The following is a 26,563-nucleotide window of genomic DNA, read 5'->3' as shown; positions in this document are numbered from 1 at the left end:
TCTATCCACTCTTCTTCAATGAACCTTCTTTTTTCTCTTTTTTCATCACGGTTCCTATTTCCGCTTTTGTAAATACACGTAATTTTAAAATTAAAAACATATATGCCAATCCACCGATAGCTACACCTAACAACGCCTCAATTGTCGCAATTCCTCTATGTTCCGTATCAATTACTAATCCAGACATTTGCATCACACGCATAAACATTATTAATACAAATCCCATACCGATACCACTAATAACTACACCTAACATATTACGTTTATCGATCAGCGATTCAGATACAGTTTGCATAAGTAATGCACTATTTAACACAGAAATTACAAGTAACGCAACTAGTGTTGCGATTGCAGCTCCCTTCACACCAAAATACGGCATTAATATATAATTTAAAGCTAACTTTAAACAACTCCCAAATATAACGAATATTGCTGGTTTTAATGTTTGTCCTAACCCTTGCAAAATAGAAGCAGTTGTAATCGACAACGAACTAAATAAAATAGATAAAGATAAAATGGATAAAACATCTGACCCATCACTATTTTCAAACAACATAATATTCGTAGGCTGAATAATACAAGTTAATCCGATGGCCGCTGCAAATCCAATAACAAATGTTATTTTCATTGCTAACTTTACCTTTTCTCGAATAAAAGAAAGATCTCCTCTTTCCTTTGCCGCTGTAATGATCGGAATAAGCGACAAAGAGAAAGAAGTTGTCACGACAGTCCCTAATTGCATAAGCGGGATACTTCTGTCATACACACCTTTTAATACCTTTGCACTTTCAGCTGGTTCTCCTGCCCCAATAAGTAAGGAATAGAAGGAAACAGAATCAGCCATTTGTATAAAAATAAGTACTAAGTTACTAACACAAATCGCCAATCCCTGCCAAAATAGAATTTTAATGATCCTCTTTTTGCCCTTAATTCTCTTTACACTTTTGAAGAATATAGAACGAAAGTCATGACGCATATAAAGTACAAGTACGATAATCCCAATCAGTCCGCCTGCGATTGAACCTAACATAGCACCTGCACCGACTGTATATAAATCAAATCCATGAGCAATTAGGAAGAGAGATAAAAATACAATAATAGAGACACGAATCGTTTGTTCTATCACTTGCGAAACAGCTGTTGGCATCATATTATTGAATCCCTGAAAATATCCTCTTGCTACAGATAAAAACGGCATCAATATGAATGAAAAGGAAATAACACGTAATAACTTATCTAAGTGTATATCGCCCATGGCTGTTGCAATTGCTTCGGCACCAAAAAACAATGTGAAAAATCCTATGAATCCAATTCCTAATAAAAACCAAAAAGATACACAAATAATTTCTTTTGCTTCTTGTTGTTTCCCTCGCTCTAATCGTTCCGCAACCATTTTTGAAATTATAATGGGGAATCCATAAGTAGCTAAAATTAAACAAAATCCATAAAACGGATAAATTTGTTGGTAAATATAAAAACCAATATCACCCGCTATATTTTGATATGGAATACGGTAAAAAGCGCTTAATACCTTTGTAACAAAACTTGCAATTGTTAATATAATAGCCCCACGCCAAAAGGCTTGATACTTCTTCGATTCCATACAAGAAAACTCCTTTTTCTATTCTCACCCCTCGTATTATATCATAAAGAAAAGGACAAGCTTCCTTACCTACACGAGTAATAATACGTTCGTGCAGTGCTAGAAATGTTCAACGAAAAAAGGTAGCAAAGCGCTACCTTTTTTCAATATACATATATCTCCGAATAATTGATTTCTCAAGAAGAAATATCATAATTAGGAAAGATTGCTACTTCTAAAATTCGATATGTCTTTATTGCTCCATTTGTTTCGCTAAAAAGCTCGCTGCTGTATTTACTGACTTATGCTCCACTTCGCTTATAATGGCCTCTTTAGAGAAGATAATAACAGCTCCAATTGGATCCCCATTCGCAACAATCGGGCCAATTGTATAGGAACTAACTTTTTCTGTTACTCCATCAATAATTGAAATTTCGCTTTCATCCGTCATAATTACAGACTTACGATCTTCCATGGTCTTCTCGATTAAATCGCCAACACTTTTATTTAAGTATTCTTTTTTAGATATACCTGCTACTGCGATAATAGAATCACGATCGCATACAAGCACATTATGTCCTAAGCTATCGTATAAAGCTTCCGTATATTCTTTTGCAAAATCGCCTAGTTCACTAATCGGAGAATATTTCTTCAAAATTACTTCTCCATCGCGATCAACAAATATTTCTAGTGGATCCCCTTCTCGAATACGTAAAGTTCTACGAATTTCCTTCGGGATTACTACCCTACCTAAATCATCAATTCGACGTACGATTCCAGTTGCTTTCATTCTAATGCTGCCTCACTTTCTACTGATGATGAAAGTGGTGAATTTACCTGTTCATGTAAAAATCACCAACTGTTAGACATAGTATTTTACACATTAGTTCTTCTATGCACGCCGAATTGTATTTTTTTATCTAATATTAGGCATTTATGACTTCTTTTTTTACATCTGGTAGGCCTTTTAATAAATTTTCAGCAATTGTTAACCACTTCGATGTCTCTAAGCCATTTGTTTTCATAACGATTTTCAATTGTGATCCTTCCATCCCTAAACCAATCATACGTCCAAAACTATTTCCAAGCATGAATAATTTTCCGCCATCAATATTTTGACTTGCTTGTTCTGAGAACAGAATTGTTACTTCAAATTTATTTTGCTTAATTAACTCAATTTGTTCTTTCATTGCCAATACTTTAATATTTGCAATTTGTAATAAGTAACCAACTTCTTGCGGGTAATCACCAAATCTATCTATCATCTCTTCCTGCAACTCTTCAATATCCTCCATTGCAGAAACGCCTCTAAACTGTTTATACATCATAATTTTTTGTTTACTATCTGAAATATAAGCATCTGGTAAATATGCATCTACTTCTAAATCAATTTCAACATTAACTGTATTTTCAACCCCATCTGTTCCTCTACGCTGTTCAATTGCATCTTTTAACATTTGAGAATATAGATCAAATCCGACAGAATCAATAAATCCATGCTGTTCGGCACCTAACAAGTTACCTGCACCACGAATAGATAAGTCTCTCATCGCAATTTTGAAACCTGATCCAAGCTCTGTGAACTCTTTAATAGCTTGTAGACGCCTCTCTGCAACTTCTGATAACACTTTATCTCGTTTGTATGCAAAGTATGCATATGCAACACGATTAGAACGTCCGACACGCCCACGAAGCTGATACAACTGCGATAATCCCATTCGATCTGCATCAAATACAATTAACGTATTTACATTCGGAATATCTACACCCGTCTCAATAATTGTTGTACTTACAAGAACATCATGCTGTCCCTCTAAAAACGATAGCATAACAGACTCTAATTCACTTTCGTTCATTTTCCCATGTGCATAAGTTACACGTGCGTCTGGAACTAACATCGAAATTTCATCTGCTTTTCTTTCGATATCCTCCACACGATTATATAGGAAGTAAATTTGCCCACCTCTTGCAAGCTCTCGTTCTATCGCTTCTCGCATTAACGCTGGATTATACTCTACTACATACGTTTGAACTGGGAAACGATTTTCTGGTGGTGTCTCAATAACAGATAAGTCACGCACACCAAGCATAGACATATGGAGTGTACGCGGAATCGGAGTTGCCGTTAATGTTAATACGTCAACATTCGCTTTTAATTGTTTAATTTTTTCTTTATGCGTTACACCAAATCTTTGTTCTTCATCAATAATAAGGAGACCTAGATCTTTATAAGTAACATCTTTAGATAAAATACGATGCGTTCCAATTACGATATCTACCGTGCCATCTTTTAAGCCTTTAATTGTTTCATTTTGCTGTTTTCTCGTACGGAATCTACTTAATAATCCTATATTGATTGGATAATCTTGAAAACGCTCTCGAATTGTTTCATAGTGTTGTTGTGCAAGGATCGTTGTAGGCACTAAAATTGCAACTTGTTTTTCATCCATAATTGCCTTAAATGCCGCACGGATAGCTACTTCCGTCTTTCCATATCCTACATCACCACAAAGAAGCCTATCCATCGGACGTCCACGTTCCATATCTTTCTTAATCTCTTCAATAGAACGTAATTGATCCTCTGTCTCTTGATACGGGAAAGAAGATTCAAATTCTTGTTGTTCTGCCGTATCTGGTGTATATGCATAACCCTTTGAAGCTTCGCGTTCAGCATATAATTTAATTAGGTCATCCGCAATGTCTTGTACAGATTTTTCAACTTTCGTTTTGACCTTTTTCCAGTCATTTCCGCCCAATTTATAAACTTTAGGATCCTTACCTTCAGATCCTACATATTTTTGCACTTGGTCAATTTGTTCAATTGGAACGTATAACTTATCATTACCTTGATATTTAATATTCAAGTAATCTTTATGAACACCATTAATTTCTAATGTCTCGATGCCTAAGAATTTACCTATACCATGATTTACATGAACTACATAATCTCCAACTTTTAATTCCGAATAACTTTTAATACGTTCGGCATTAGATAACTTTTGCTTACGTTGTGATTTTTTAACTTTCTTATGAAAAAGCTCTTTTTCAGTAATAACAACAAGCTTTTGCATCGGCATTTCAAATCCTGCATGTAAATCACCTACAGCAATTTGTAACCTTCCAGGCAATAATATATCTGTGCCCTCTACGATATCTGCCTCAATATCATAATCACTTAAAATATGTTGTAGTTTTTTTACACGTTCATCATCAGTTCCGAGCACAACAGTCGTAAAATGCCCTTCGTTCCATCTATCAATTTCAGTTTTCAACAACTGCATCTGTCCATGGAAATCTTGCATTGTTTTACATGTCACATTCACAATGTTTTGCGGATGTGTATGTGCTATGTGACGTAAGAATAACGTTAAATATACAAAACTTCTTTTTTTATGATGAAGAAATTCCTCAAACGAGTGCGAGAAAGATAAATCTTGAATAATTGTTCCCTCACCAAGAAGTGATATATACCATTCCGCCTCTTCCGTTTCAAGATGTGATGCTGTTTCTTGAATACGGGAAATCTCATCTAAAATTACAATACCATCTTCTGGTAAATAATCTATCAGACTAGCAGGTTCGTTATAGAAAATAGATAAATATTTAAACATCTGTTCTATACTTTGCCCGTTTTTTAACATCTCAATTTCATGACTTACCGTCTCAAGCACTGTAGTCTTCAATTTATCATCGGAAAGTTTTTGCATCGTCTTAGTCAAGCCTTCCTCAAGACGCTTAATTCCCGACTTCAATTCTTCCTGTGAAAATAAAAACTCTGTTGCTGGACCAAATCTAACACTGTCTTTTTTATCTTGAGAGCGTTGTTCATCCACATCAAATAATCGAATAGAATCAACTTCTGTGTCGAAAAATTCAATACGAAATGGTAACTCTTCAGTTAATGGATAAATATCTAATATTCCCCCGCGCAAACTGAATTCCCCAGGAGCTTCTACCATCGACTTACGCTCATAACCAATATGATGTAAAGTATGCAAGAATGTATCTAAATCAATCTCTTGCCCTAGATTAATTTCGATTTGCCTTTGCTTCCACAATTCTTTCATTGGTAAAAATCTGCGTAGTCCTGCAACCGGCGCTACAATAATCCCATTCTCTCCTGCAGCCAAACGATTCAATACTTCAATACGTTGCGCCTTCAATTCTGGGCTTGCAACACCAATTTCTGATGCTATCAATTCATTTACTGGGTATAGCCACACATCTTTTTCACCAAGTAACGCCACTAAATCTTCATGTACTTTTTGCGCTTGATATAAATTATGCGTCACAATAAGTTGTGATTTTTTTGTTTTTTTATATAAGGCCGCTATTAATAACGAACGAGAAGAGGTTGCCATACCTGATACAAGCTGTTCTTTTAAACCATCTTCTAATCCATTAATAACCGATTGGATCTCTTCATTTTTATAAAATTGCTCTAATAAACCTATCATTTTCAAAACCCCTCTCAACATAAAGAGCAAGCCACTATATTTTATGCAAATATTTCGGAAAAAGAAAACAGAAAAATGCTTTGGACATGCCAAAGCGACAACATTTTATTGCAGAAATTTTTCATATTCATAATACTCAGGATAAGATGCGAGCGTTTCTTGACACGATTCACAAATCGTTTGTATATATATATTTCCATTCTCATGAAAATGAATCATCTCTACTACTTCTTGCTCTGTTAGTTGAAATAAAACGTCGCTATATACTTTTTCTGCAGTAACGGAGCCTACATTACTCCCGCAGTGTCTGCAATAATAATACCCTTCCATACTAGCCTCCTAAAAATCCAATTACTACTAGTATGGGTAAAAATAAAACAAAATATTCCCAATCATACCCTTAACTATTGAAGGTATTCATGATTTGAAGAAAAGGTTTATTTAACCATTCTTCACATGCATCCGCTGCTTTTTCAATAGAATGACCCACATCAGGAATTTCTTCCGATGTAAAACGTCCTAATACGTAATCTACTACCTTCATTCCATTTTTTGGACGATCAATTCCCATACGAATGCGTTGAAACTCTTGTGTTCCTAAATGTGAAATTGTTGATTTCACACCATTATGTCCACCAGCACTACCTTTCATACGAATGCGTAATTTACCTACAGGAATGTCTAAATCATCGTACAGAACAACGAAGTCCTCAACATCAATTTTATAGTAATCCATGAGTGGACGAATACTTTCCCCAGATAAATTCATATATGTAAGTGGCTTTAATAAGATTACTTTTTCTCCATTAACAAATCCTGCACCAAATACTCCTTTAAATTTTTGTTCATTCAAAGAAATATTCCAACGCTTTGCGAGTTCATCAATTGCCATAAATCCAATATTATGCCTTGTTAATTCATATTCTCTACCCGGGTTCCCAAGTCCTACTATCAATTTCATTCTTGTACCACTACTTTCTTTTTTCGATACGAAAAGACGTAACCAATCTTGGTTACGTCTCATTCTATCCAATTAATTGAATAATACACTTACAGATTCTTCTTCGTATACACGAATGATTGCTTCTCCGATTAATGGAGCAACTGAAAGTTCATGTACTTTGTCGATTTTCTTCTCTTCCGGTAATACGATAGAGTTCGTTACAACTAACTCTTTAATATTTGAGTTTTGGATACGCTCAATTGCTGGACCAGATAATACTGGGTGTGTACAGCAAGCATATACTTCAGAAGCACCGTTCTCAACAAGAGCGTTTGCTGCTAATGTAATTGTACCAGCTGTATCAATGATGTCATCAATTAAAATTGCTGTTTTACCTTCAATATTACCGATAATGTTCATTACCTCTGATACGTTCGGACGAGGACGACGCTTATCAATAATAGCGATTGGTGCTTTTAGGCGATCTGCCATTTTTCTAGCACGAGTTACCCCACCATGGTCAGGTGACACGATTACGATATCTTTAAGACCTTTTGTTTCAAAGTAATCTGAAAGAATCGGTACACCCATTAGGTGGTCAATTGGGATATCAAAGAACCCTTGAATTTGTGGAGCATGTAAATCTAGAGTGATTACACGAGTTGCACCTGCTGTTTCAAGCAAGTTTGCTACAAGTTTCGATGTAATTGGTTCACGAGAACGCGCTTTACGGTCTTGACGCGCATAACCATAGTAAGGAATAACAATATTAATTGTTTTTGCAGATGCACGCTTTAATGCATCGATCATAATAAGTAATTCCATGATATGTTCGTTTACTGGGAAGCTTGTAGATTGAATAATGAATACATCGCAACCACGGATACTTTCTTCAATGTTAATTTGAACTTCTCCATCACTAAAACGATCAACAGAACATTTTCCTAGTCCTACTCCAATGTGCTTTGCAATTTGCTCAGCAAGTTCCTTATTAGAGTTTAAAGAGAATACTTTCAAATTAGAATTTAGATATTGAGTCGACATCTAGATTAACCCTCCACATTATGATTTTTTCTTATTCAGCAATTGATCAACATAGTCTTCTTTGTTAACTTGACGCGCACGTGCTACAGATAATGCTTTTGATGGAACATTCTCTGTAATTGTAGAGCCTGCTGCCACATAAGCACCATCTTCAACTGTTACAGGAGCAACAAGGTTTGAATTACATCCAATAAATACCCCGTTACCAATCACAGTTTTGAATTTATTCTTACCGTCATAGTTCACCGTAATTGAACCACAACCAAGATTCACGTCTTCTCCAACTTGTGCATCCCCGATATAACTTAAGTGTGAAGCTTTACTTCTATTACCAAAAACAGTTTTTTTGATTTCTACGAAGTTTCCAACGCGTACTTCATCTCCAATAACTGAATCTGGGCGAATATGTGCAAATGGACCAACCGATACTTCTGTACCCAGTTTACTATCATGTACAGTAGATTGACGAATTGTCGTACGATCTCCAATTTCACTATCGCGAATTACTGTATGCGGTCCAATTTCACAATCAGAACCAATTACAGTATTCCCCTCAATAATTGTTCCTGGATGAAGAACTGTATCACTACCGATAATTGCATCAGCAGAAATATACGTGTTACTTGGATCAATAATCGTAACACCATTTACCATGTTCTTTCGGTTGATACGGTTTTTCATAATAATTTCCGCTTGCGATAGAGCGACTCTGTCGTTAACACCTAACGTTTCATCGAAGTGCTCTGTTTGATAAGCCGATACAATATGACCTTCATTTTTTAAAATCTCAATAACATCTGGCAGGTAATATTCACCTTGTACGTTATCATTTGAAACTTTAGAAAGTGAAGCGAATAAAGCTTTATTATCAAAACAATACGTACCTGTATTGATTTCTTTAATAGCTAATTCTTTCTCATTTGCATCCTTATGCTCAACAATCTTTTCAACATGACCATTCTCATTACGAACGATACGACCATATCCAGCAGGTTCTTCTATGTAAGCTGTTAGCACCGTTGCCATTGCCCCTGCTTCTTTATGTTGCTGAAGCAATGCTTCCATCGTTTCAGCAGTTATTAGCGGCGTATCACCACAAATAACTAAAGTTGTTCCTTCTTCATTTGCAAGTACATTTGCAGCTTGATCTACAGCATGCGCTGTACCAAGTTGTTCTGCTTGTAATGCAAACTCACTTACGTTTCCTAGCTGTTCTTGTACCATTTCAGCACCATGTCCTACGACTGTTACAAGTTTCTGCAATCCTAATTGAGATACTTGATCGACAACATGTTGTACCATAGGTTTTCCACATACAGGATGAAGCACTTTGTATAGCTTAGACTTCATACGTGTGCCTTTACCTGCAGCTAGAATCACTGCAAATCTGTTTGACATATAGACCCTCCATCGCAACCTATTTATCCATTAACGATATTATCCTAAATCATCATATATTTCAAGAAACACATTTCAACTATTAAATTTTACCATAATTCTTATACGATGTTTTACTCTTTAGTATCTTTTTTAAGAAATAAGCTATACTATTTAAAATGATTTTGAAAAAATTAGAAGTTTTTCTCTTCAATTTTATGAATTCAGAATTTTCCGTACATAAAATATATAAAAACAAAAAAAAAACAAACCCCTGTAAATGCTTACAGGAGTTTGTTACAAAATTATAGGGCTTTCTTTAAAAAGCCCTTTTCATTCGAATTTTACGAAGCACCCGCTTCTTCAAACTCAACCTCTTCTAACTCGCCTAAACGATGATACTCTGTTAAAACCGCATCTTGAATTTTAGAGCGTGTACCAGAATTAATTGGATGTGCAATGTCACGGAATTCTCCATCTGGAGTACGTTTGCTTGGCATTGCTACAAATAATCCATTATTACCATCAATTACACGAATATCATGAACAACAAATTCATGGTCTAGAGTAATAGAGGCAATTGCTCTCATGCGGCCTTCTGTGTTTACGCGGCGTAATCTTACGTCAGTCACTTCCATCTTGTGTTCACCACCCTTTTCTAAATAAGCGATATATTTGTATAAATTCCACAAATTTTCTATTTTCCCTTTAATTTTTTAAAAATTTTTAAGATAAAAATTTTTAATGTAATTGAATATAGAGATTAGTGGAGGTTATCGCTTACAAAGAACTACTTAACTAGGGCAATTACTTCGATTTCAACTGAAACATCTTTCGGTAATTTTGCTACTTGTACACAAGAACGAGCTGGCTTATGAGTAGAGAAATAAGAGCCGTATACTTCATTAACAGCATTAAAATCATCCATATCTTTTAAGAATACTGTTGTTTTTACTACTGTATCAAATGAAGCACCCGCTTCTTCTAATACTGCTTGTAAATTTTGAAATACTTGCTCTGTTTGTACTGTCACGTCTCCCGCTACAAGCTCTCCACTTGCAGTTAATGGAATTTGTCCTGAACTATAAAACATATTATTTACAATAATCCCTTGTGAATATGGTCCAATTGCTTGTGGTGCATTGCTTGTTTGAACAACTTTCATATTTTTCCACCCTTTTATTATTTATTTTTACTCTTTAAAAATAGTGCACGAAAAGCAGTTTGTCCATCTATTTTATAATTTATAAATAGAATAAAAAAAAGATAAAGCGATCGCTTTACCTTTTTACTCAGCCTCTACAAGCCCTTCATCAAATGGTGCCAGTGAATAATTTCCCTTTTCCACTTGAATCGCTTTTTCTTTCACATCAACTTCTGATAGACGAATTAATGATACAAAATTATTAATTAGTCTTTCTTCAATATCCGTGGATTCTACTAATACACCAATACCAACAACATTAGCCTTAAACTCTTCTAACATACTCATCATACCTTGAATTGTCCCGCCAGCTTTCATGAAGTCATCAATAATTAAAACATTTGACCCTTCTGGAAGGCTACGCTTTGCTAACGTCATTGTTTGAATTCGCTTAGAAGAACCTGATACATAGTTAATACTAACAGTTGGGCCTTCTGTTACTTTATTATCTTTTCTTGCAATTACTACCGGTACATCTAAGTAATTTGCCACCGCATAAGCAAGTGGAATCCCCTTTGTTGCCACCGTCATAACTGCATCAATTGGTTGCCTAGCAAAAACAGAAGCAAATAAACGACCTGCGCCATTAATATGACGAGGATTACTTAAAAGATCTGTCATATATAAGTAACCACCAGGTAAAATACGACCTGGATTTTCAAATAGGCTACAAAGCTCTCCAATAATGAGATCTGCCTCTTCCGCACTTATATATGGTATATATTTCACTCCTCCTGCTGCTCCTGGTATCGTTTGCAATGTGCCGACCCCTTGTTGTTCAAACGTTTGCTTAATAATAACTAAATCTTCACTAATGGAAGACTTAGCCGATTGATACCTTTCAGCAAAAAAAGTGAGAGAAACTAGCTGACGAGGATTTTGTAACAAGTAATACGTCATATCGACTAATCTTGTACTTCGTCTAATTTTCATACTCTCACCTCAAATCACGAATATTCTAAACAAATCATACCGTATTATACGTCTTTATTCAAGCGTTTCTCGCTCTCCCAACAAACGTACTGCATATACTTGTTCACAAAATCCTTTTAATCCGTTATATATACGATGCATTCGCGAATCATGGTGCACCAGGCCAAATACGGTTGGGCCACTTCCACTCATTAATACGGCATCCGCTCCAAATCGCTTCATCTGCGCCTTAATACGTGCAACTTCAGGATGCATCGCAAATGTTACATCTTCTAAAACGTTATCAACAGTGTCACAAATCCCTTTGTAATCCCCGGCATTTATAACATCAACCATTTTATCTACATTTGGATGTGTAACTCGATTTAACTTTAAATTTCCATACACATCAGCAGTAGATACACCAATATGGGGTTTTGCTAAAATAACCCAACACGAAGGCGGAGTTTTTATGTGCTCAATTTGCTCTCCTCTTCCAGTGGCAATTGCTGTCCCACCATATACGCAAAACGATACATCTGATCCAATTTCTGCGCCAAGCTCTGCTAACTGGTCAATTGTAAGCCCTAAATTCCATAATTTATTAAGGCCACGTAATGTCGCTGCTGCATCACTACTTCCACCTGCTAATCCAGCTGCTACTGGAATCGTTTTTTCAATAGTAATAGATACGCCTTTTTTTACATTAAACTTCTCTTTTAATAATCTCGCTGCTTGATAAGCTAAATTTCTTTGGTCGTCTGGGACATACCGATTATGGGATAAAATTTCAATACGGTCTTCTGCTAATTCCATTAGTTCTAAACGATCCGCTAAATCAATTGTTGTCATAATCATTTTCACTTCATGATATCCGTCTTGTCTTTTTCCCAGTACATCTAACGACAGATTAATCTTTGCTGGTGCTTTCACTAGTAGCTTCAATCTATTCACCCACTCTATGTACTCAATCTTTTATCGTTTATTTTACCATAAATTTATAGTAAGACGATGACACTTCCCTAATTATAACGAAAAGCATTCAGAATGAAACTACTTATGTAAAATGATGGCACCTTTTAGAGTACAAAAAGCCGAGGAATCACTCCTCGGCTACCGTAGCATAGAAAGTATCTTATAACTACTGGTTTTGTTTCATTAATTGCTGTTCTGCAATTTCTATAGCACGTTTCACCATGTTACCAGCATCTTTCGCACGAATTCCGCCCCAGCCTTCTTTCTGAACAACATCATAAAAGCCTAGCTCTTTTGCAAGCTCTTCTTTAAATTGATTTGACATGACACCTCTTCGTCTACTCAATGCAGAGTCCCTCCTTATTTTGCTACGGTATAATTAGTATGCAAAATAATATAGCTTTTCATTTGTGGGAATATATGTAACGATACATCAATTATAAAATCACTTCATTATGAGGGTCACCATAAAACGTTAACTCCACTGTTTCTGTTAAAACATCCGCATAGCTATACGATACACGTTGCAACGCATCTTCTTGCTGATCCAATTGTACAACAAAAACAGAACGGTACGTTTCTGCAAGTACACCTGATTGTTCTACTGTTTTTCTTCTCCCACTATTTGCCTTTAACATCAGTCTCTGTCCAAGATGGTGATCTAATTCGCTTTTAATTTCATCTAAACGTTTTGACATATACTTCGTTACACCTCGCTGTAATTTAGATTGAACACTTAAAACACGATATATCTATCCCAATTATTAACCGCAACTCACAGGCAATATCATTATAAAAGCATTATGCGTTCGAATAGATAGAAGAAATACTATATTGTAAAAGTATCATTATGTAGTCTGTGCGTTCTTATCTCTTTTTATCCAAGTTGATTTAAATCCTTTCCATACAAAAAAGCAAGATACATATGTACCTTGCTTATTCTTCATAATGTTGAAAGGGTAATCCAGTTCGTAAAATCCCCCTCGTTTCAATCCCGCCAAGTCCCTTTTCACCGGTAATCGTATTACGTACAACATCCCATACATTGACTCTCTCCATAAATGACGTAAAACTAATTTTACCTACCACATATACAGGATCTAGTGCGTGAATATTAATTCTAGATGGTGAACTAGCAAAATTAGCGCCGGCTCGAATTAATGCTTCAAAGTGTGATTGGCATGCCCCGGCAAAAATAACGAGTTGATCCAATGATGGATATTTTTTTCTCACTTCTCGAACAGCCTGTACAAAATGCCTTGAATGTCTATATGCTGCTAAATCTCCCTTTACACCCTTTGACTTTGTATATGCATCGTGCCCCGTAATAACTAAAATATCCGGACGAAAATGATCTATTAAATCTACTACTTTTTCATGCATCTCTGTTTCTTTACAATGAATACCTTGTACAGGAACACCAATTTTATTATATAAGTCTAAGCACTTGCGCAAATATAACGGGTCTCCATCTATATGCAATACACGTCCCGGCATTTGAAAATAATTCACCTCACTTGTATATCCACCCGTTGAAGTGTGTTCGTGCCTTTGTTTCATTAATACATAATCTTGTTGAAACAATCGATACGTACGCTCCATCGTTTCTTTCTCACGCTTCGCTCTTTTTTTATGTTCTCGTTGATCTATACTAATTAAATCTTCAAGTGGTGCGTCTGCCACCAGTCTAATTTCCTCTCCAAACAATATAGCTATCTCGCCTTTTATTTCTATAATACGAAAAAGAATATCCCTATTATGAGAATATCGTTCCACTAATTCTCCAACATGTAAAACCATTCTCCTACCTCCAAACTCGTTAGGCCATCTTACCTGTTTTTAAAGTATGAATGTAGGAGAGGAAAGGTGACAAAAGGGACAGTTCAAGTTGAACTGTCCCTTTTCTATTCTTATGACAATTTATGAAGAACTAATGCATTACTTAATGTTGCAAACTCCTCGATAGATAGCGTTTCGCCTCTTCGTTTTGGATCAATTCCTACTTCTGTTAAAATTCGATCCAACAACTCTTTATCTTTCGGGAAACCATTTAAATTATTTGATAAATTATTCATTAAAGTTTTACGACGTTGTGCAAAACTTGCTCGTACTACTTCAAAGAAGAATGTCTCATCTGTTACTTCTACAACTGGTTTCGGACGCTTCAGAAGACGAATAATCGCAGAATCAACATTTGGTTGTGGCACAAACACTGTACGCGGTACAGTCATAACTGTTTCTACCTCTGTATAATACTGAATAGCAATGGATAAAGAACCATACTCTTTCGTTCCAGGTTTAGCAGCTAAACGATCTCCGACTTCTTTTTGCATCATAACAACAAATCCACGAACCGGTAATTTCTCTTCCAGCAATTTAAATAAAATTGGCGTTGTAATATAGTATGGTAAATTAGCTACTACCATTACATCTTGCCCTTCCTCAAATTGCTCACTAAACACCTCATGTACATCTGCCTTTAATACATCTTTATTGATAACTGTGACGTTGTTATACGGAGCTAACGTCTCATCTAAAATCGGTAATAATCTTTGATCAATTTCAAAAGCCACTACTTTTTTAGCACGCTTCGCTAATTGTTCTGTTAACGCACCGATACCTGGTCCAATTTCAATTGCACCACTTTCTGAACCAATTTCAGCGTGATCAACGATACGATTTAATACATTCGTATCAATTAAAAAATTTTGTCCTAAACTTTTTTTGAATGAAAATCCGTACTTTTCAACAATATCTTTCGTACGATTTGGCGTTGCGATATCCTTCATTTTCTTTCCTCCTGTATGACTTGCTTATAAGCCTCTGCAAATGCTTCTTTTGAAACTTGAAACATTTGTAAACGTTTATGTAACTGTTTTGCGTTTGTATAACCAATCTTTAATAGCTTACCCATTCTTTCTCTGCGACTCTTTGCCATCTCTCCGCCCACTAAGCCTGCATCGACTAGATCGCTCCAACTAATTTCACTTGTGTAAGCTTCCATTTCTTCATGTATATTCTCTAAAGCTCGGCGAATTGATTCATTAGTAGCATGTTCAATTCCGACACCCTTTTTCCTTTTAGCAATTGCTTCTTCCTTCGGTAAAAAAGCATGTTTACATCCAGGAACCTTATCAGAAATAATTTTCCGAATACGCTCTCCAGGATAATCCGGATCTGTAAAAATAATAACGCCTCGTTTTTGCAGCGCTAATTTAACTTGCTCAATAACATGATCACCGATTGCTGAACCGTTCGTTTCAATTGTATCCGCATCAACAGCACGCTTAATCGCAACTGTATCATCTTTACCTTCTACAACGATAATCTCTTTAATTTTCATGCTTGCCTCCACACTCGTTTCGTCTCTACTTAGTAAAACAAAAAAATGACGACTTTTCCATTATTATTTTCCCCATTCTTACATTTTAAAAAATAGAATGTCCAAAACTTTGTTCTCTCTCCTTATTGTAGCACTTCCTCATTCACCTTTATTTTCTCTATCACTCCTGCTATTTTTTCACAAAACTAAAAAAAGAATGGGTTCTCCCACTCCTTTTTATTCAACACCAAATAAAGCTTTTGCATTCTTTGTTGTTACTTCTGCTACTTCCTCATAAGAAATCCCTTTTAAGTTCGCAATTTCTTCTGCTACGAGTTTTACATAACTCGGTTCATTTCGTTTCCCTCGAAATGGATGTGGTGTTAAATATGGACAGTCCGTCTCTATTAACAATTTCTCTAACGGAATCTCTGCAGCAACCTCTTTCGGTTTCTTAGCATTTTTAAATGTAACTGGTCCGCCCAACGAAATTAAAAAGTTCATATCAACACATCGCTCTGCTACTTCTACGCTGCCACTAAAGCAATGCATAATGCCTCCCACTTCAGCCGCATTCTCTTCTTCTAGAATATCAACAATATCTTGAGTTGCATCGCGGTTATGTATAATAATCGGCAATTTTACTTTTTTCGCTAATGCAATTTGTTTACGGAATACTTCCTTCTGTATTTCTTTTGGAGACTTATCCCAGTGATAATCTAAGCCCATTTCTCCAAGTGCAACAACTTTAGGATGGGAAGCAAGTTCTTCTAACCAAGCTAAATGTTCTTCCGTCATGTCGATTGCATCAACTGGATGCCATCCAACCGCAGCATAAATAAAATCATAAGTTTCAGCTAATTCAATCGCCTTTTTAATCGTTACTTCATCAAAACCAACAACAACTGTATAAGTAACTCCCGCTTCTTTCATTCGTGCAATAACTTCTTGCAAATCCTCTTCAAATTGGTCTGCATTCAAATGTGAATGTGTATCAAACAACATCATACATAACTCCTTTTATATTGAAATCAAGTTTATTCTACACAAATAAGCTCTTTACTAGCTTAACGATAACAATACTACAATCTTAATGCAAAAATTGAGAGTGTAAAAAGAAAAAAGACGCTTCACACATGTTACACGTGAAACATCTCTTTTCTTGTCTTAATTACTTAATTTTTGTACCGTTTGGTAGATTTTGGTCGATTGTTGCTAATGACAATACGCCATTCTCCTCACCCGCTAAAATCATACCTTGTGATAATTCACCGCGTAGTTTTACAGGTTTTAAGTTTGTTACACAAATAACCTTTTTACCTTTTAGGTCTTCTGGCGAATAAAATTTTGCAATTCCAGAAACAACTTGACGCTTTTCTGTACCTAAATCTAGCTGGATTTTTAACAACTTATCTGCTTTTTTCACAGGCTCAGCAGATAATACTTCAGCTACGCGTAATTCTACTTTAAAGAAATCATCAATTGTAATTTCTTCTGCCTTCGGTTCTTCTTCTTTTTTCTCTTCTACTTTAGGAGCAGAGGCTTTCATTTGTTCTTTAATGTACTCTACCTCTACTTCCATTTCTAAGCGTGGGAAAATTGGTTGTCCCTTTTCTACTTTTGTTCCAGCTGGAATACAGCCAACTGTAGATAGACTTTCCCAAGACTTATGTGCTTCATCAGTAAGGCCAAGCTGAGCAAACATCTTGCTTGGTGCTACTGTTAAGAATGGCATAAGCATAATACCTGTTTGACGAAGTACTTCTGCTAAATGGGCCATTACAGAAGCTAACTTTTCACGATCATTCTCATCTTTTGCTAATACCCAAGGTTGTGTTTCATCAATATATTTATTCGTACGGCTAACCAATTGCCAAATTGAGCTTAATGCTACAGAGAATTCCATATTCTCCATTGCTTCTTCTACTTTTTTCAATGTATCCTGTGCAAACGTTACTAACGTTTCATCGAATTCCGTTACATTTGCTTTAAATGCAGGGATTTCTCCGTTAAAGTACTTATCAATCATAGCTACTGTACGATTTAATAAGTTACCTAAGTCATTTGCTAAATCGAAATTAATACGCTCCACGAATCCTTCTGGTGTGAATACGCCATCAGATCCGAATGGAACTTCACGAAGTAAGTAATAACGTAATGCATCTAATCCGTAACGATCGATTAATGTAACTGGATCTACTACGTTCCCTTTTGACTTACTCATCTTTCCATCCTTCATTAAAATCCAACCATGAGCAAAGACTTTTTTCGGAAGAGGTAAGTCTAATGCTATTAAAATGATTGGCCAATAAATTGTATGGAAACGAACGATTTCTTTTCCAACTAAATGCACATCAGCCGGCCAGAACTTCTTATACATCTCTTGATTTTCTGTTCCATAACCTAATGCTGTAATGTAGTTAGATAATGCGTCAACCCATACGTAAATAACGTGTTTTGGGTTGCCTGGAACACGAACTCCCCAGTCAAATGAAGTACGAGAAACAGCTAAATCTTCTAAGCCTGGTTTAATGAAGTTATTAATCATTTCATTCTTGCGAGACTCTGGCTGAATGAAATGTGGATTATCTTCATAGAATTTTAATAGTCTGTCGACATATTTACCCATTCTAAAGAAATACGACTCCTCACGAACAAGTTCTACATCATGACCACTATCTGGGCTTTTTCCTCCAACTACTTTGTCACCTTCCATAATTGGATCTACTAATTGATGCGCTGTATAGAATGTCTCATCTTGTACAGAATACCAACCTTCATATTCATCAAGATAAATATCACCTTGATCTACTAGTTGCTTGAAGATTTTTTCAACAACATCTTTATGACGATCTTCAGTTGTACGAATAAAATCATCATAAGAGATATCCATCTTCTCCCAAAGTTCTTTAATTCCTGCAACGATGTTATCCACATATGCTTGTGGTGTCACGTTTAATTCTTCTGCTTTCTTTTGGATCTTCTGTCCATGCTCATCAGTTCCTGTTAAATAATGAACATTATATCCTTGCATACGCTTATATCGTGCCATCGCATCTCCTGCTACTGTTGTATAAGCATGTCCAATGTGTAATTTTCCACTTGGATAATAAATTGGGGTAGTAATATAAAAGGACTTGTTTTCCTCTGTCATTGTTTTGGACCTCCCGGATAACCTCATATGTATTTATAAACAGTATATCAAAAACTTATATATAAAGTGAAACTTTAATCTGTGGGGCTTTGTTCACTCCCGCGGATTATTAGTCCGCACTAATCGAGCTTTTACGAGCAGCCCGATCCACACTGGACTTCTTTCCTCCAATCGAGTTTTGAAGTGGGAATCTTACTGCTCGTTAACATGGGATAAAAAACGAGTTAATACCTAGTGCCTTTATCATCTATTACTCATATTTCAAGAAAATATACAATCCTCACTTGCAATTTATAAATTTTTCAGAAAATAAAGTTAAATAATAGTAGAAATTACTCGCATTCTATTATATATAAGAAGTAAGAAATCTATAAATCTTTTTAAAAAATATAGAATTTAAGAATTGACGGAAATGTAAATGATTGGTATCATATGTCCATAGGGTATTTTGTCGAAAAATGACGAATCTAGAAAATAGACTCGAAACTTATAAACTATTTCTTTAGGAGGAAAAGAATTATGAAATCTACTGGTATCGTTCGTAAAGTTGATGAATTAGGTCGTGTAGTAATTCCAATCGAATTACGCCGTACTTTAGGTATTGCAGAAAAGGATGCTCTTGAAATCTACGTTGATGACGAGAAAATCATCTTAAAAAAATATAAGCCAAACATGACTTGCCAAGTAACTGGTGAAGTATCTGATGGTAACCTATCTTTAGCTGAAGGTAAAATTATCTTAAGCAAAGAAGGCGCTGAGCAAATCTTAAACGAACTTCAAGATTATATCGAAACTGCAAAATAAGCTTCTCAATTATGAGAAGCTTATTTTTTATCGACATGATAGATTTGATATACATCGCGTTTCGACAAATCTCGATCTTTAGCGACTGTTTTTATCGCCTCTTTTGAATTCATACCTTTTTCGTTTATATAATGTTCAATATGATCATATACCGAAATAGATTCCCACCATTGTTCTTCTGGGGCAGGTTCTTCCGTTGAACCAGCTACTAAAATACAAAACTCACCACGAACTTCATTTTGTTTCGTCCACTCAATTGCTTCCTCGACTGTTCCACGAATAAATTCCTCGAATTTTTTCGTTAACTCTCGACATAATACAATTTCTCTATTTCCCAGCACTTCCTGCATCGAGATTAAAGTATCATCTAAACGATGAGGTGCTTCATAAAACATCATTGTAGTTTGTACATAACGAAGCTTCTCTAACTCCATTTTTCTTTCTTTTTTATTTCTTTGTAAAAATCCATAGAAATAAAATTGTTTTGTTTCAAGGCCTGACGCAATTAACGCTGTAAGGGCTGCATTCGCCCCAGGAAGCGGGATAACATGATACTGTTCCGCTACAGCCTCTACGACAATATCGTAACCTGGATCGGAAATACACGGCATACCAGCATCACTAACAAGTGCTACTGTCTTTCCTTCGTCTAACTTATCTAATATTTTTTTCCCACTTACTTCCTTATTATGCTCATGGTAACTCATAACAGGTGTTTCAATTTCGAAGTAATTACAAAGTTTTTTCGTTTGTCTCGTATCTTCAGCAGCAATTAAATCAGCTTCTTTTAAAATTCGGATTGCACGAAATGTCATATCTTCTAAATTTCCAATAGGAGTTGGTACTAAATATAAAACTCCCTTTTCATTTTGTTGAAAGCTTTTTTGTTGCCACATAGCGTTCTCCTTTTTGCATATATTCTTCTTTTTGTTTTCTATTTAATTGCTTAAAATAGTACTCTGCTTGCATAGCTGTACGCTTATCTTCATGAAATTCTACATATTTTAAAACAACAGGAAGTCTAGCACGCGTATACCTAGCTCCCTTTCCGCTATTATGTGTCTGAATCCGCTTCTCTATATGATTTGTATATCCAGCATAATAACTTCCGTCAGAGCACTCTACTACATAAAAACAATGCTTATTCTTCTCCATATAAAATTGAACGAATCTCCTTTGTATATTCATTATTTTCTTCATATACAAAAAGAGGTGGCAATATTTTTAAATCTGCGTTTCCATCCTTAATTCCTTCAATTAACAACGTATTCGCTTCTTTCCCTGCCTTTGGATAAACAAATCGTACACGTTTTGGTTCGATTTTGTATTTACGCATTAATGTAACAATATCTAGTAAACGGCCGGGGCGATGTACAAATGCTACTTTCCCGCCTTGCTTTACTAGCTGACTACTTGCAGATACAACATCCTCTAATGTACACATAATTTCATGACGAGCTATCGCTAAATGTTCATTCATATTTTTCTCAGACGTTGCAGGTGTTTGAAAATAAGGCGGATTACATGTGACAACATCATATTGATGACGTCCAAGTTTCTCCGGCATATCTTTCAAATCCCCGTGTATTAAGTGAATTCTTTCTTCTAACTTATTGTATTGAACGCTTCTGATTCCCATATCATATAAACGTTCTTGAATTTCCACACCTGTAATATTCCCTTTCGTTCTTGTGCTTAATAGAAGCGGCACAACTGCATTACCTGTACACAAATCAAGTAAATTACCTTTTTGAATTGGTACCCAAGCAAAGTCTGCAAGTAAAACAGCATCTAACGAGAAATTGAATACTGATGGGCTTTGTACAATCTTCATATCTTGCGCTAATAAGTAATCTAAACGTTCATCTTCATATAAATTCATATGTTACTCCTTTTCTTACACTTAACCTACCCTATTTCATCTTCTACTAATAAAAAACATATTTCATTCTACTCTCATGTATAAAAAATTACCTTTCCAATTATCATTGGAAAGGTAATTTCACTTTTTATTTAAAAATGACAGGCAGAATAAACAATCTCCCTCTTTACGTACACTTCCATAATGCAGATTACAAATATGAAAACCTTCTTGATATAGTCTTGCTAAATTATCGTAGCCTTCACCAATATCAGCTGTCTTCGGCTTCACTTCTTTACGTTTTTGAGTTTTTTGTTTTTCTTTAATCTGCACTTCTTCAAAACGGTGTCGCAAATTTTCATTTTCCATTTTTATATGTTGGTTTTCTTCCAACAACTCTGCAAGATGTTGTTTTAATTCTCCCAACTGTTTGTATAAATGTCCAATTTGCTCTTCCATACTAGAAACCGATGCAAAAATATCTTTTTTCTCCACAAGCACCCACCTCATTAATCTGTGGTTTGACTCGAAACGACCCCTTTATTCACTAACTCATCTAACGTATATTCTACTATCCGTTCCTTGTCTACTAGTTCCACTTGAATTAATCTTTCTAAAATATTTAATCCGATAACACGGCCAGTACCATGCGGGGTTTGTATACGTTGATCTAAATCAGGAAGTTGTTCCTTTGCTGCCTCGTATTCATCATTCTCATATTTTAAGCAACACATTAAACGACCACATAAACCAGAGATTTTTGCAGGATTTAATGATAAATTTTGATCCTTTGCCATCTTAATAGATACAGGTTCAAAATCACCTAAAAAAGTAGAACAACAAAGCATACGACCACACGGACCAATACCACCAAGCATCTTCGCTTCATCACGAACACCGATTTGTCTTAGTTCAATTCTTGTCCTAAAAATTGCTGCTAAGTCCTTCACCAGTTCTCGGAAATCAATCCGACCATCCGCAGTAAAGTAGAAAATAATCTTATTGCGATCGAACGTATACTCTACATCTACAAGTTTCATATCAAGATTATGCTCTACTACCTTTTGCTGACAAACTTGATATGCTTCTTTCGCAGCATGTTTGTTCTCTTCAACAATGGTACGATCATTTTCATTTGCAATACGAATAACCTTTTTTAGCGGTAATACAACGTCGTTTTCATCAACTTGCTTTTTGGTAATAACTACTTTTCCGTATTCAATACCTCTTACCGTTTCTACAATTACAAACTCATTTTCAGAGATATCGAACTGGTTCGGATCAAAATAGTACACCTTTCCGGCCTTCTTAAAGCGAACACCTACTACATCATACAAAACGGTCATCCCTCCTGCAACCGCAACACTAACTGTTCGAACACAAGCTGCGCATTTACATTAGCGTTGATTCTATTTTTTGCCTCTAATATATTAAAGAGAGCTGATACAATGCGCTTCTGAGCATAGGAGAAAGATTCAAACATCTCTTTCTGCTCATGAAAAACAAGACGATCTTCTTCTCCAAGTTGAACATATAATAAATCCTTATAAATAAGGAGTAACATATCTAAACCTTGCTGTAATTGTTCTTTCTCTCCAAAGTGTTTTCCCCATTTTTCTTGTACAAAAAAAATAGAGGCTTTATCCTTTTCGAGCGCTTCACATAATTTTATCACTAAAGCTCGTGCTTGTGCAAACCATTCATCACTACATAAAGCTAAAGCTTCATCAAAACTATTCGTGAGTTGTGCAGCAAGTGTTGATAAAGATGCCGTAATACCTTCATCCTGTAATCTTCTAATTAAAGATTCCGTAGGTAATGGTCTAAATGTAACAACTTGACAGCGAGATAAAATCGTATTTAAAATTTGATGACTTTGTTCAGTAAGTAAAATAGCTGTTGTATCACTACTCGGTTCTTCTAAAAATTTCAAGAGTGTATTCGCTGCATTTGCTGTCATGCGGTCTGCGTGCTCAATAATATATACTTTTTTATTTGCCTCTAATCCTGTTTTTGAAAACTCTTCTTGTAAATCATGAATTTGTTGCTTCTTAATAGATAATCCGTCTGGTTTTACAATATGTAAGTTCGGGTGGTTACCTGAATCAATTCGCTTACAATTTGTACATACATGACAAGGCTCTACCCCATTCCGCTGAGAACAGAGGAAACTCTTTGCCATTTGAATTGCCGTCGCAAATTTTCCTGTCCCTTTCCCTCCCTCTAACAAGTAAGCGTGGGATATACGCTCTTTTGCAATGCTATTCATCAACATTTTTACACCGATGGGTTGTATAGCAGAAAGCTGCTCCCACGTCTTCGTCATAATGCATACCTCACTTATTTCATTCTTTCCTTCTATTATAACAATTTATCTTCTATAATCTGAACAACTTCTTCTATAAGTTTTTCCATTGGTTGATCAGCATTTACTAATACAATACGATCTGAGAAACGTTCTACAACTTGTAAATATCCTTCACGCACACGTTTATGGAAAGAGATATCTTCCATATCTAATCGATTCACTTCACGTCCTGCATCTTTTTCAATTCGAGCTAAACCAATCTCTGGTTCAATGTCTAAGTAAATCGTTAAACTAGGCATACAGTCCTCTGTTGCGAAACGATTGATTTCAAATACTTTATCCATACCTAATCCTCTTGCATATCCTTGATACGCTAAAGAGCTATCTATAAAACGATCACATAGTACAAGGTAATCCTCGTTAAGCGCTGGCATAACTTTTTCCACTAAATGTTGTCTACGTGCAGCAGCGTACAGAAGCGCCTCTGTACGTGCTTCCATCATCGTGTATTCTTGTTTATGTAAAATCGTTCTAATATCCTCAGAAATCGCAATACCACCTGGTTCTCTCGTCGCCATTACCTTTTGTTCTTTTTGTTCAAAGTATGGCAATAAACTTTGAATTAACGTTGTCTTACCAGAACCTTCTGGACCTTCAATTGTTACAAATAATCCCTTCATCCTAAAACCCACTTTCTATATCATACACTTTCATATATTTCGTACTGCCTTGAAAACGAGCGCCTGCTTTCTCTAAATACATAATTTGCTCTTTATGTTCTGAAGTAATTCTTTCCCCATACATAATCAATGGAATTCCAGGTGGATACGGAATCACCATTTCTGCCGCTATCATCCCAACTGCTTCCTCTACAGATACTACTTTTGTTTCATATCCTTCCAGTTGTTTATATGTATACGGTAAAGGAGAAATTTCTCCTTTATAAGTATAACGAATAGATTCCTTCTTGTCTTTCACCTCATAATATTGCAATACCACTCGGATCATCTCTATAGCCTTCATATACTCCTTATTTACTTGCAAGGGCAAAATAAATAGGACATTATATGGATCCGCCATTTCTGTATATATACCGACCTTTTCAAATACAGACTGTAATTCGTATCCTGATAACTGACAACGTGTCTGTACGGTAACCTTTAACTCGTCTTGTAATGGATATTGTAAAATAGCTATTTGTGGGATAGAACACAATTCTTCTTTAAATTCCCGTAAAAACTCGACAATTTCATCCTGTCCCTTTTCTTTTATACGCGCTATTGTAAAGCGTGCAATATCAAGAGAAGTCATAATTGGATACGATGGACTACTCGATTGTAGCATATTTAAATAGGTAGAAACTTTTTCTTCTTTTACTAGGCGACTATTGATATGTAAATAAGATCCCATCGTCATGGCGGGTAATGTTTTATGTGCAGAATGAACTACAATATCTGCACCATATGCTAATGCTGACTTTGGAAATGCCCCCCCTAAACAAAAATGAGCACCATGTGCCTCATCTACTAAAACGGGGATTTTATGTGCATGTGCATAAGTGATGCTTGCCTCTAGATTCATCCCCATACCATAATAATTAGGATGCGTTAAAATGAGTGCTTTAGCATTTGGATATTTTTCAATTGCTTCCTTAATAACTTCATCATGAATTCCCGCTGGTACATTATAAGCTTCATCAATCCATGGATCTAAAAAAATTGGATTTGCTCCCGCTAATTTTAAACCATTAATAATTGATTTATGACAATTTCTTTGTACAAGAACAATATCATTTTCCCCGCAACAAGACAAAATCATTGCTAAGTTCCCTACTGTTGAACCATTAATTAAAAAATAACTTTTTTCCACTTCATATACATCAGCTAATAATTGTTGTGCCTCATCTATACATTCAAATGGACTATGTAAATCATCCAGCCCTGACAACTCAGTTACATCGATAGATAGTATATCTTTAAACTCCTCTACTGCCTCCCTAGGGAAGTTTAAACCATTTTTATGACCTGGAACATGAAAGGACAACGGTCCTCTTTCTTTAAACTCTATTAATGCCTCATATAAAGGTATGCGATTTTGATTCATCTATATCTCTTCCTTATTATTTCATTCTTCCTCTATTATACAGAACAAAAAAAATAATAGGCATATGCCTATTTAAAAATATGATACTTCTAATTTCCGAAGCTGTTTTAAATAATATATATACTTCGGATCATTTGTCTCCGTATTCACCATATCTTTTTCACATTCATAACATATTAAATTATTATAAACATATATCCCTTCTTTTCTTTCTGTCTCACAAACAATACAAACTTCATTTTTTGATTTCATATCCTTCCCTCCCTAATTTAAATGGACATATTTTATACTCCTATTCCTTAACAATTTACAGAAAAATATACATCAACCTCTTATATAATATGATTAATCCTTGGGCAACGTGTTTGTATTATCATTACTTCTTTTTACGTACTGTTTGAAAACACAAAAAACACAAGTCAAAAGACTTGTGTTTTTAATTGCTTGGCGACGTCCTACTCTCACAGGGACAAGGTCCCAACTACCATCGGCGCTAGAGAGCTTAACTTCCGTGTTC

28 protein-coding genes are annotated in these 26,563 nt (G+C 35.5%); 1 reads left to right on the top strand and 27 read right to left on the bottom strand.

Annotated features, from left to right (window positions below; translation table 11 throughout):
* Position 1 precedes the first annotated feature (1 nt).
* The 18 genes from PDL00_RS31470 to metG form a co-directional block, all read right to left on the bottom strand.
* Positions 2 to 1,603, bottom strand: a complete 1,602-nt coding sequence (locus PDL00_RS31470) for a putative polysaccharide biosynthesis protein (protein WP_242257020.1) — start codon at positions 1,601 to 1,603, stop codon at positions 2 to 4.
* Positions 1,604 to 1,835: 232 nt separating this feature from the next.
* On the bottom strand, positions 1,836 to 2,372 hold the full coding sequence (gene spoVT, locus PDL00_RS31465; RefSeq protein WP_000648309.1) for a stage V sporulation protein T: 537 nt from the start codon (positions 2,370 to 2,372) through the stop codon (positions 1,836 to 1,838).
* 136 nt (positions 2,373 to 2,508) lie between these two features.
* The gene (gene mfd, locus PDL00_RS31460) at positions 2,509 to 6,039 is read right to left on the bottom strand and encodes a transcription-repair coupling factor (protein ID WP_270733472.1); all 3,531 of its coding nucleotides are present in this window, start codon (positions 6,037 to 6,039) and stop codon (positions 2,509 to 2,511) included.
* A 105-nt stretch (positions 6,040 to 6,144) separates the two neighbouring features.
* A complete protein-coding gene (locus PDL00_RS31455; protein WP_000399442.1) occupies positions 6,145 to 6,369 on the bottom strand; it encodes an anti-sigma-F factor Fin in 225 nt (74 codons plus the stop codon).
* A gap of 70 nt (positions 6,370 to 6,439) precedes the next feature.
* On the bottom strand, positions 6,440 to 7,000 hold the full coding sequence (pth, locus tag PDL00_RS31450; RefSeq protein WP_333563550.1) for an aminoacyl-tRNA hydrolase: 561 nt from the start codon (positions 6,998 to 7,000) through the stop codon (positions 6,440 to 6,442).
* Positions 7,001 to 7,072: 72 nt separating this feature from the next.
* Entirely contained in the window at positions 7,073 to 8,026 is a 954-nt protein-coding gene (locus tag PDL00_RS31445) for a ribose-phosphate diphosphokinase (RefSeq protein ID WP_000107420.1), read from the bottom strand.
* Positions 8,027 to 8,044: 18 nt separating this feature from the next.
* The gene (gene glmU / locus PDL00_RS31440; protein ID WP_270733467.1) at positions 8,045 to 9,424 is read right to left on the bottom strand and encodes a bifunctional UDP-N-acetylglucosamine diphosphorylase/glucosamine-1-phosphate N-acetyltransferase GlmU; all 1,380 of its coding nucleotides are present in this window, start codon (positions 9,422 to 9,424) and stop codon (positions 8,045 to 8,047) included.
* A gap of 323 nt (positions 9,425 to 9,747) precedes the next feature.
* On the bottom strand, positions 9,748 to 10,041 hold the full coding sequence (gene spoVG / locus PDL00_RS31435; RefSeq protein WP_000454041.1) for a septation regulator SpoVG: 294 nt from the start codon (positions 10,039 to 10,041) through the stop codon (positions 9,748 to 9,750).
* 152 nt (positions 10,042 to 10,193) lie between these two features.
* A complete protein-coding gene (locus PDL00_RS31430) occupies positions 10,194 to 10,568 on the bottom strand; it encodes a RidA family protein (RefSeq protein ID WP_097905083.1) in 375 nt (124 codons plus the stop codon).
* A 123-nt stretch (positions 10,569 to 10,691) separates the two neighbouring features.
* Complete coding sequence (gene purR, locus PDL00_RS31425) at positions 10,692 to 11,540, bottom strand: pur operon repressor (RefSeq protein WP_061678916.1); 849 nt, start codon at positions 11,538 to 11,540, stop codon at positions 10,692 to 10,694.
* A 54-nt stretch (positions 11,541 to 11,594) separates the two neighbouring features.
* Positions 11,595 to 12,464: a 4-(cytidine 5'-diphospho)-2-C-methyl-D-erythritol kinase gene (gene ispE / locus PDL00_RS31420; RefSeq protein ID WP_270733463.1), complete on the bottom strand. Its 870-nt coding sequence runs from the start codon at positions 12,462 to 12,464 to the stop codon at positions 11,595 to 11,597.
* Between the two features lie 196 nt (positions 12,465 to 12,660).
* On the bottom strand, positions 12,661 to 12,840 hold the full coding sequence (gene sspF, locus PDL00_RS31415; protein WP_001985066.1) for an acid-soluble spore protein SspF: 180 nt from the start codon (positions 12,838 to 12,840) through the stop codon (positions 12,661 to 12,663).
* A gap of 91 nt (positions 12,841 to 12,931) precedes the next feature.
* On the bottom strand, positions 12,932 to 13,192 hold the full coding sequence (gene veg, locus PDL00_RS31410; RefSeq protein WP_000044347.1) for a biofilm formation stimulator Veg: 261 nt from the start codon (positions 13,190 to 13,192) through the stop codon (positions 12,932 to 12,934).
* Between the two features lie 238 nt (positions 13,193 to 13,430).
* Entirely contained in the window at positions 13,431 to 14,294 is an 864-nt protein-coding gene (gene yabG, locus PDL00_RS31405; protein ID WP_000242870.1) for a sporulation peptidase YabG, read from the bottom strand.
* Positions 14,295 to 14,404: 110 nt separating this feature from the next.
* Positions 14,405 to 15,283: a 16S rRNA (adenine(1518)-N(6)/adenine(1519)-N(6))-dimethyltransferase RsmA gene (gene rsmA, locus PDL00_RS31400; protein WP_064475151.1), complete on the bottom strand. Its 879-nt coding sequence runs from the start codon at positions 15,281 to 15,283 to the stop codon at positions 14,405 to 14,407.
* Positions 15,280 to 15,837: a ribonuclease M5 gene (rnmV, locus tag PDL00_RS31395; RefSeq protein ID WP_270733459.1), complete on the bottom strand. Its 558-nt coding sequence runs from the start codon at positions 15,835 to 15,837 to the stop codon at positions 15,280 to 15,282. The genes rsmA and rnmV overlap by 4 nt, the downstream gene beginning before the upstream one ends.
* Positions 15,838 to 16,053: 216 nt before the next feature.
* A complete protein-coding gene (locus tag PDL00_RS31390; RefSeq protein ID WP_270733457.1) occupies positions 16,054 to 16,821 on the bottom strand; it encodes a TatD family hydrolase in 768 nt (255 codons plus the stop codon).
* Between the two features lie 166 nt (positions 16,822 to 16,987).
* Positions 16,988 to 18,970 carry a methionine--tRNA ligase gene (gene metG / locus PDL00_RS31385; RefSeq protein ID WP_270733455.1) on the bottom strand — a complete coding sequence of 661 codons (1,983 nt, stop codon included), beginning with the start codon at positions 18,968 to 18,970 and terminating at the stop codon, positions 16,988 to 16,990.
* A gap of 519 nt (positions 18,971 to 19,489) precedes the next feature.
* On the opposite strand from metG, the gene PDL00_RS31380 reads away from it, so the two are divergent.
* Entirely contained in the window at positions 19,490 to 19,774 is a 285-nt protein-coding gene (locus tag PDL00_RS31380; protein WP_000843036.1) for an AbrB/MazE/SpoVT family DNA-binding domain-containing protein, read from the top strand.
* A gap of 20 nt (positions 19,775 to 19,794) precedes the next feature.
* Here the strand turns inward: PDL00_RS31380 and rsmI are convergent, their stop codons facing one another.
* The 9 genes from rsmI to PDL00_RS31335 form a co-directional block, all read right to left on the bottom strand.
* The gene (gene rsmI, locus PDL00_RS31375; protein WP_061678921.1) at positions 19,795 to 20,670 is read right to left on the bottom strand and encodes a 16S rRNA (cytidine(1402)-2'-O)-methyltransferase; all 876 of its coding nucleotides are present in this window, start codon (positions 20,668 to 20,670) and stop codon (positions 19,795 to 19,797) included.
* Positions 20,639 to 20,929: a GIY-YIG nuclease family protein gene (locus PDL00_RS31370; protein ID WP_000414344.1), complete on the bottom strand. Its 291-nt coding sequence runs from the start codon at positions 20,927 to 20,929 to the stop codon at positions 20,639 to 20,641. The genes rsmI and PDL00_RS31370 overlap by 32 nt, the downstream gene beginning before the upstream one ends.
* The gene (locus PDL00_RS31365; RefSeq protein WP_061678923.1) at positions 20,916 to 21,656 is read right to left on the bottom strand and encodes a tRNA1(Val) (adenine(37)-N6)-methyltransferase; all 741 of its coding nucleotides are present in this window, start codon (positions 21,654 to 21,656) and stop codon (positions 20,916 to 20,918) included. Before PDL00_RS31365 ends, PDL00_RS31370 begins: the two co-directional genes overlap by 14 nt.
* A 120-nt stretch (positions 21,657 to 21,776) precedes the next feature.
* The gene (gene yabA / locus PDL00_RS31360; RefSeq protein WP_000412055.1) at positions 21,777 to 22,130 is read right to left on the bottom strand and encodes a DNA replication initiation control protein YabA; all 354 of its coding nucleotides are present in this window, start codon (positions 22,128 to 22,130) and stop codon (positions 21,777 to 21,779) included.
* 14 nt (positions 22,131 to 22,144) lie between these two features.
* Positions 22,145 to 22,972, bottom strand: coding sequence for a PSP1 domain-containing protein (locus PDL00_RS31355; protein ID WP_000272429.1), 828 nt, complete (start codon positions 22,970 to 22,972; stop codon positions 22,145 to 22,147).
* Positions 22,973 to 22,977: 5 nt separating this feature from the next.
* Positions 22,978 to 23,961, bottom strand: coding sequence for a DNA polymerase III subunit delta' (gene holB / locus PDL00_RS31350; protein ID WP_000169570.1), 984 nt, complete (start codon positions 23,959 to 23,961; stop codon positions 22,978 to 22,980).
* 35 nt (positions 23,962 to 23,996) lie between these two features.
* Positions 23,997 to 24,623, bottom strand: coding sequence for a dTMP kinase (tmk, locus tag PDL00_RS31345; RefSeq protein ID WP_061678924.1), 627 nt, complete (start codon positions 24,621 to 24,623; stop codon positions 23,997 to 23,999).
* 1 nt (position 24,624) lies between these two features.
* Positions 24,625 to 26,046, bottom strand: coding sequence for an aminotransferase class I/II-fold pyridoxal phosphate-dependent enzyme (locus PDL00_RS31340; protein WP_270733452.1), 1,422 nt, complete (start codon positions 26,044 to 26,046; stop codon positions 24,625 to 24,627).
* 72 nt (positions 26,047 to 26,118) lie between these two features.
* Entirely contained in the window at positions 26,119 to 26,298 is a 180-nt protein-coding gene (locus PDL00_RS31335; RefSeq protein WP_061678926.1) for a sigma factor G inhibitor Gin, read from the bottom strand.
* Between the last annotated feature and the right edge of the window lie 265 nt (positions 26,299 to 26,563).

Origin of the sequence: Bacillus cereus group sp. TH152-1LC (assembly GCF_027710505.1) — a bacterium.
Classification (GTDB): Bacteria; Bacillota; Bacilli; order Bacillales; family Bacillaceae_G; genus Bacillus_A; species Bacillus_A mobilis.
The sequence above is the reverse complement of the archived record's forward strand: the minus strand, read 5'-3'. Positions and strand labels throughout refer to the sequence as shown.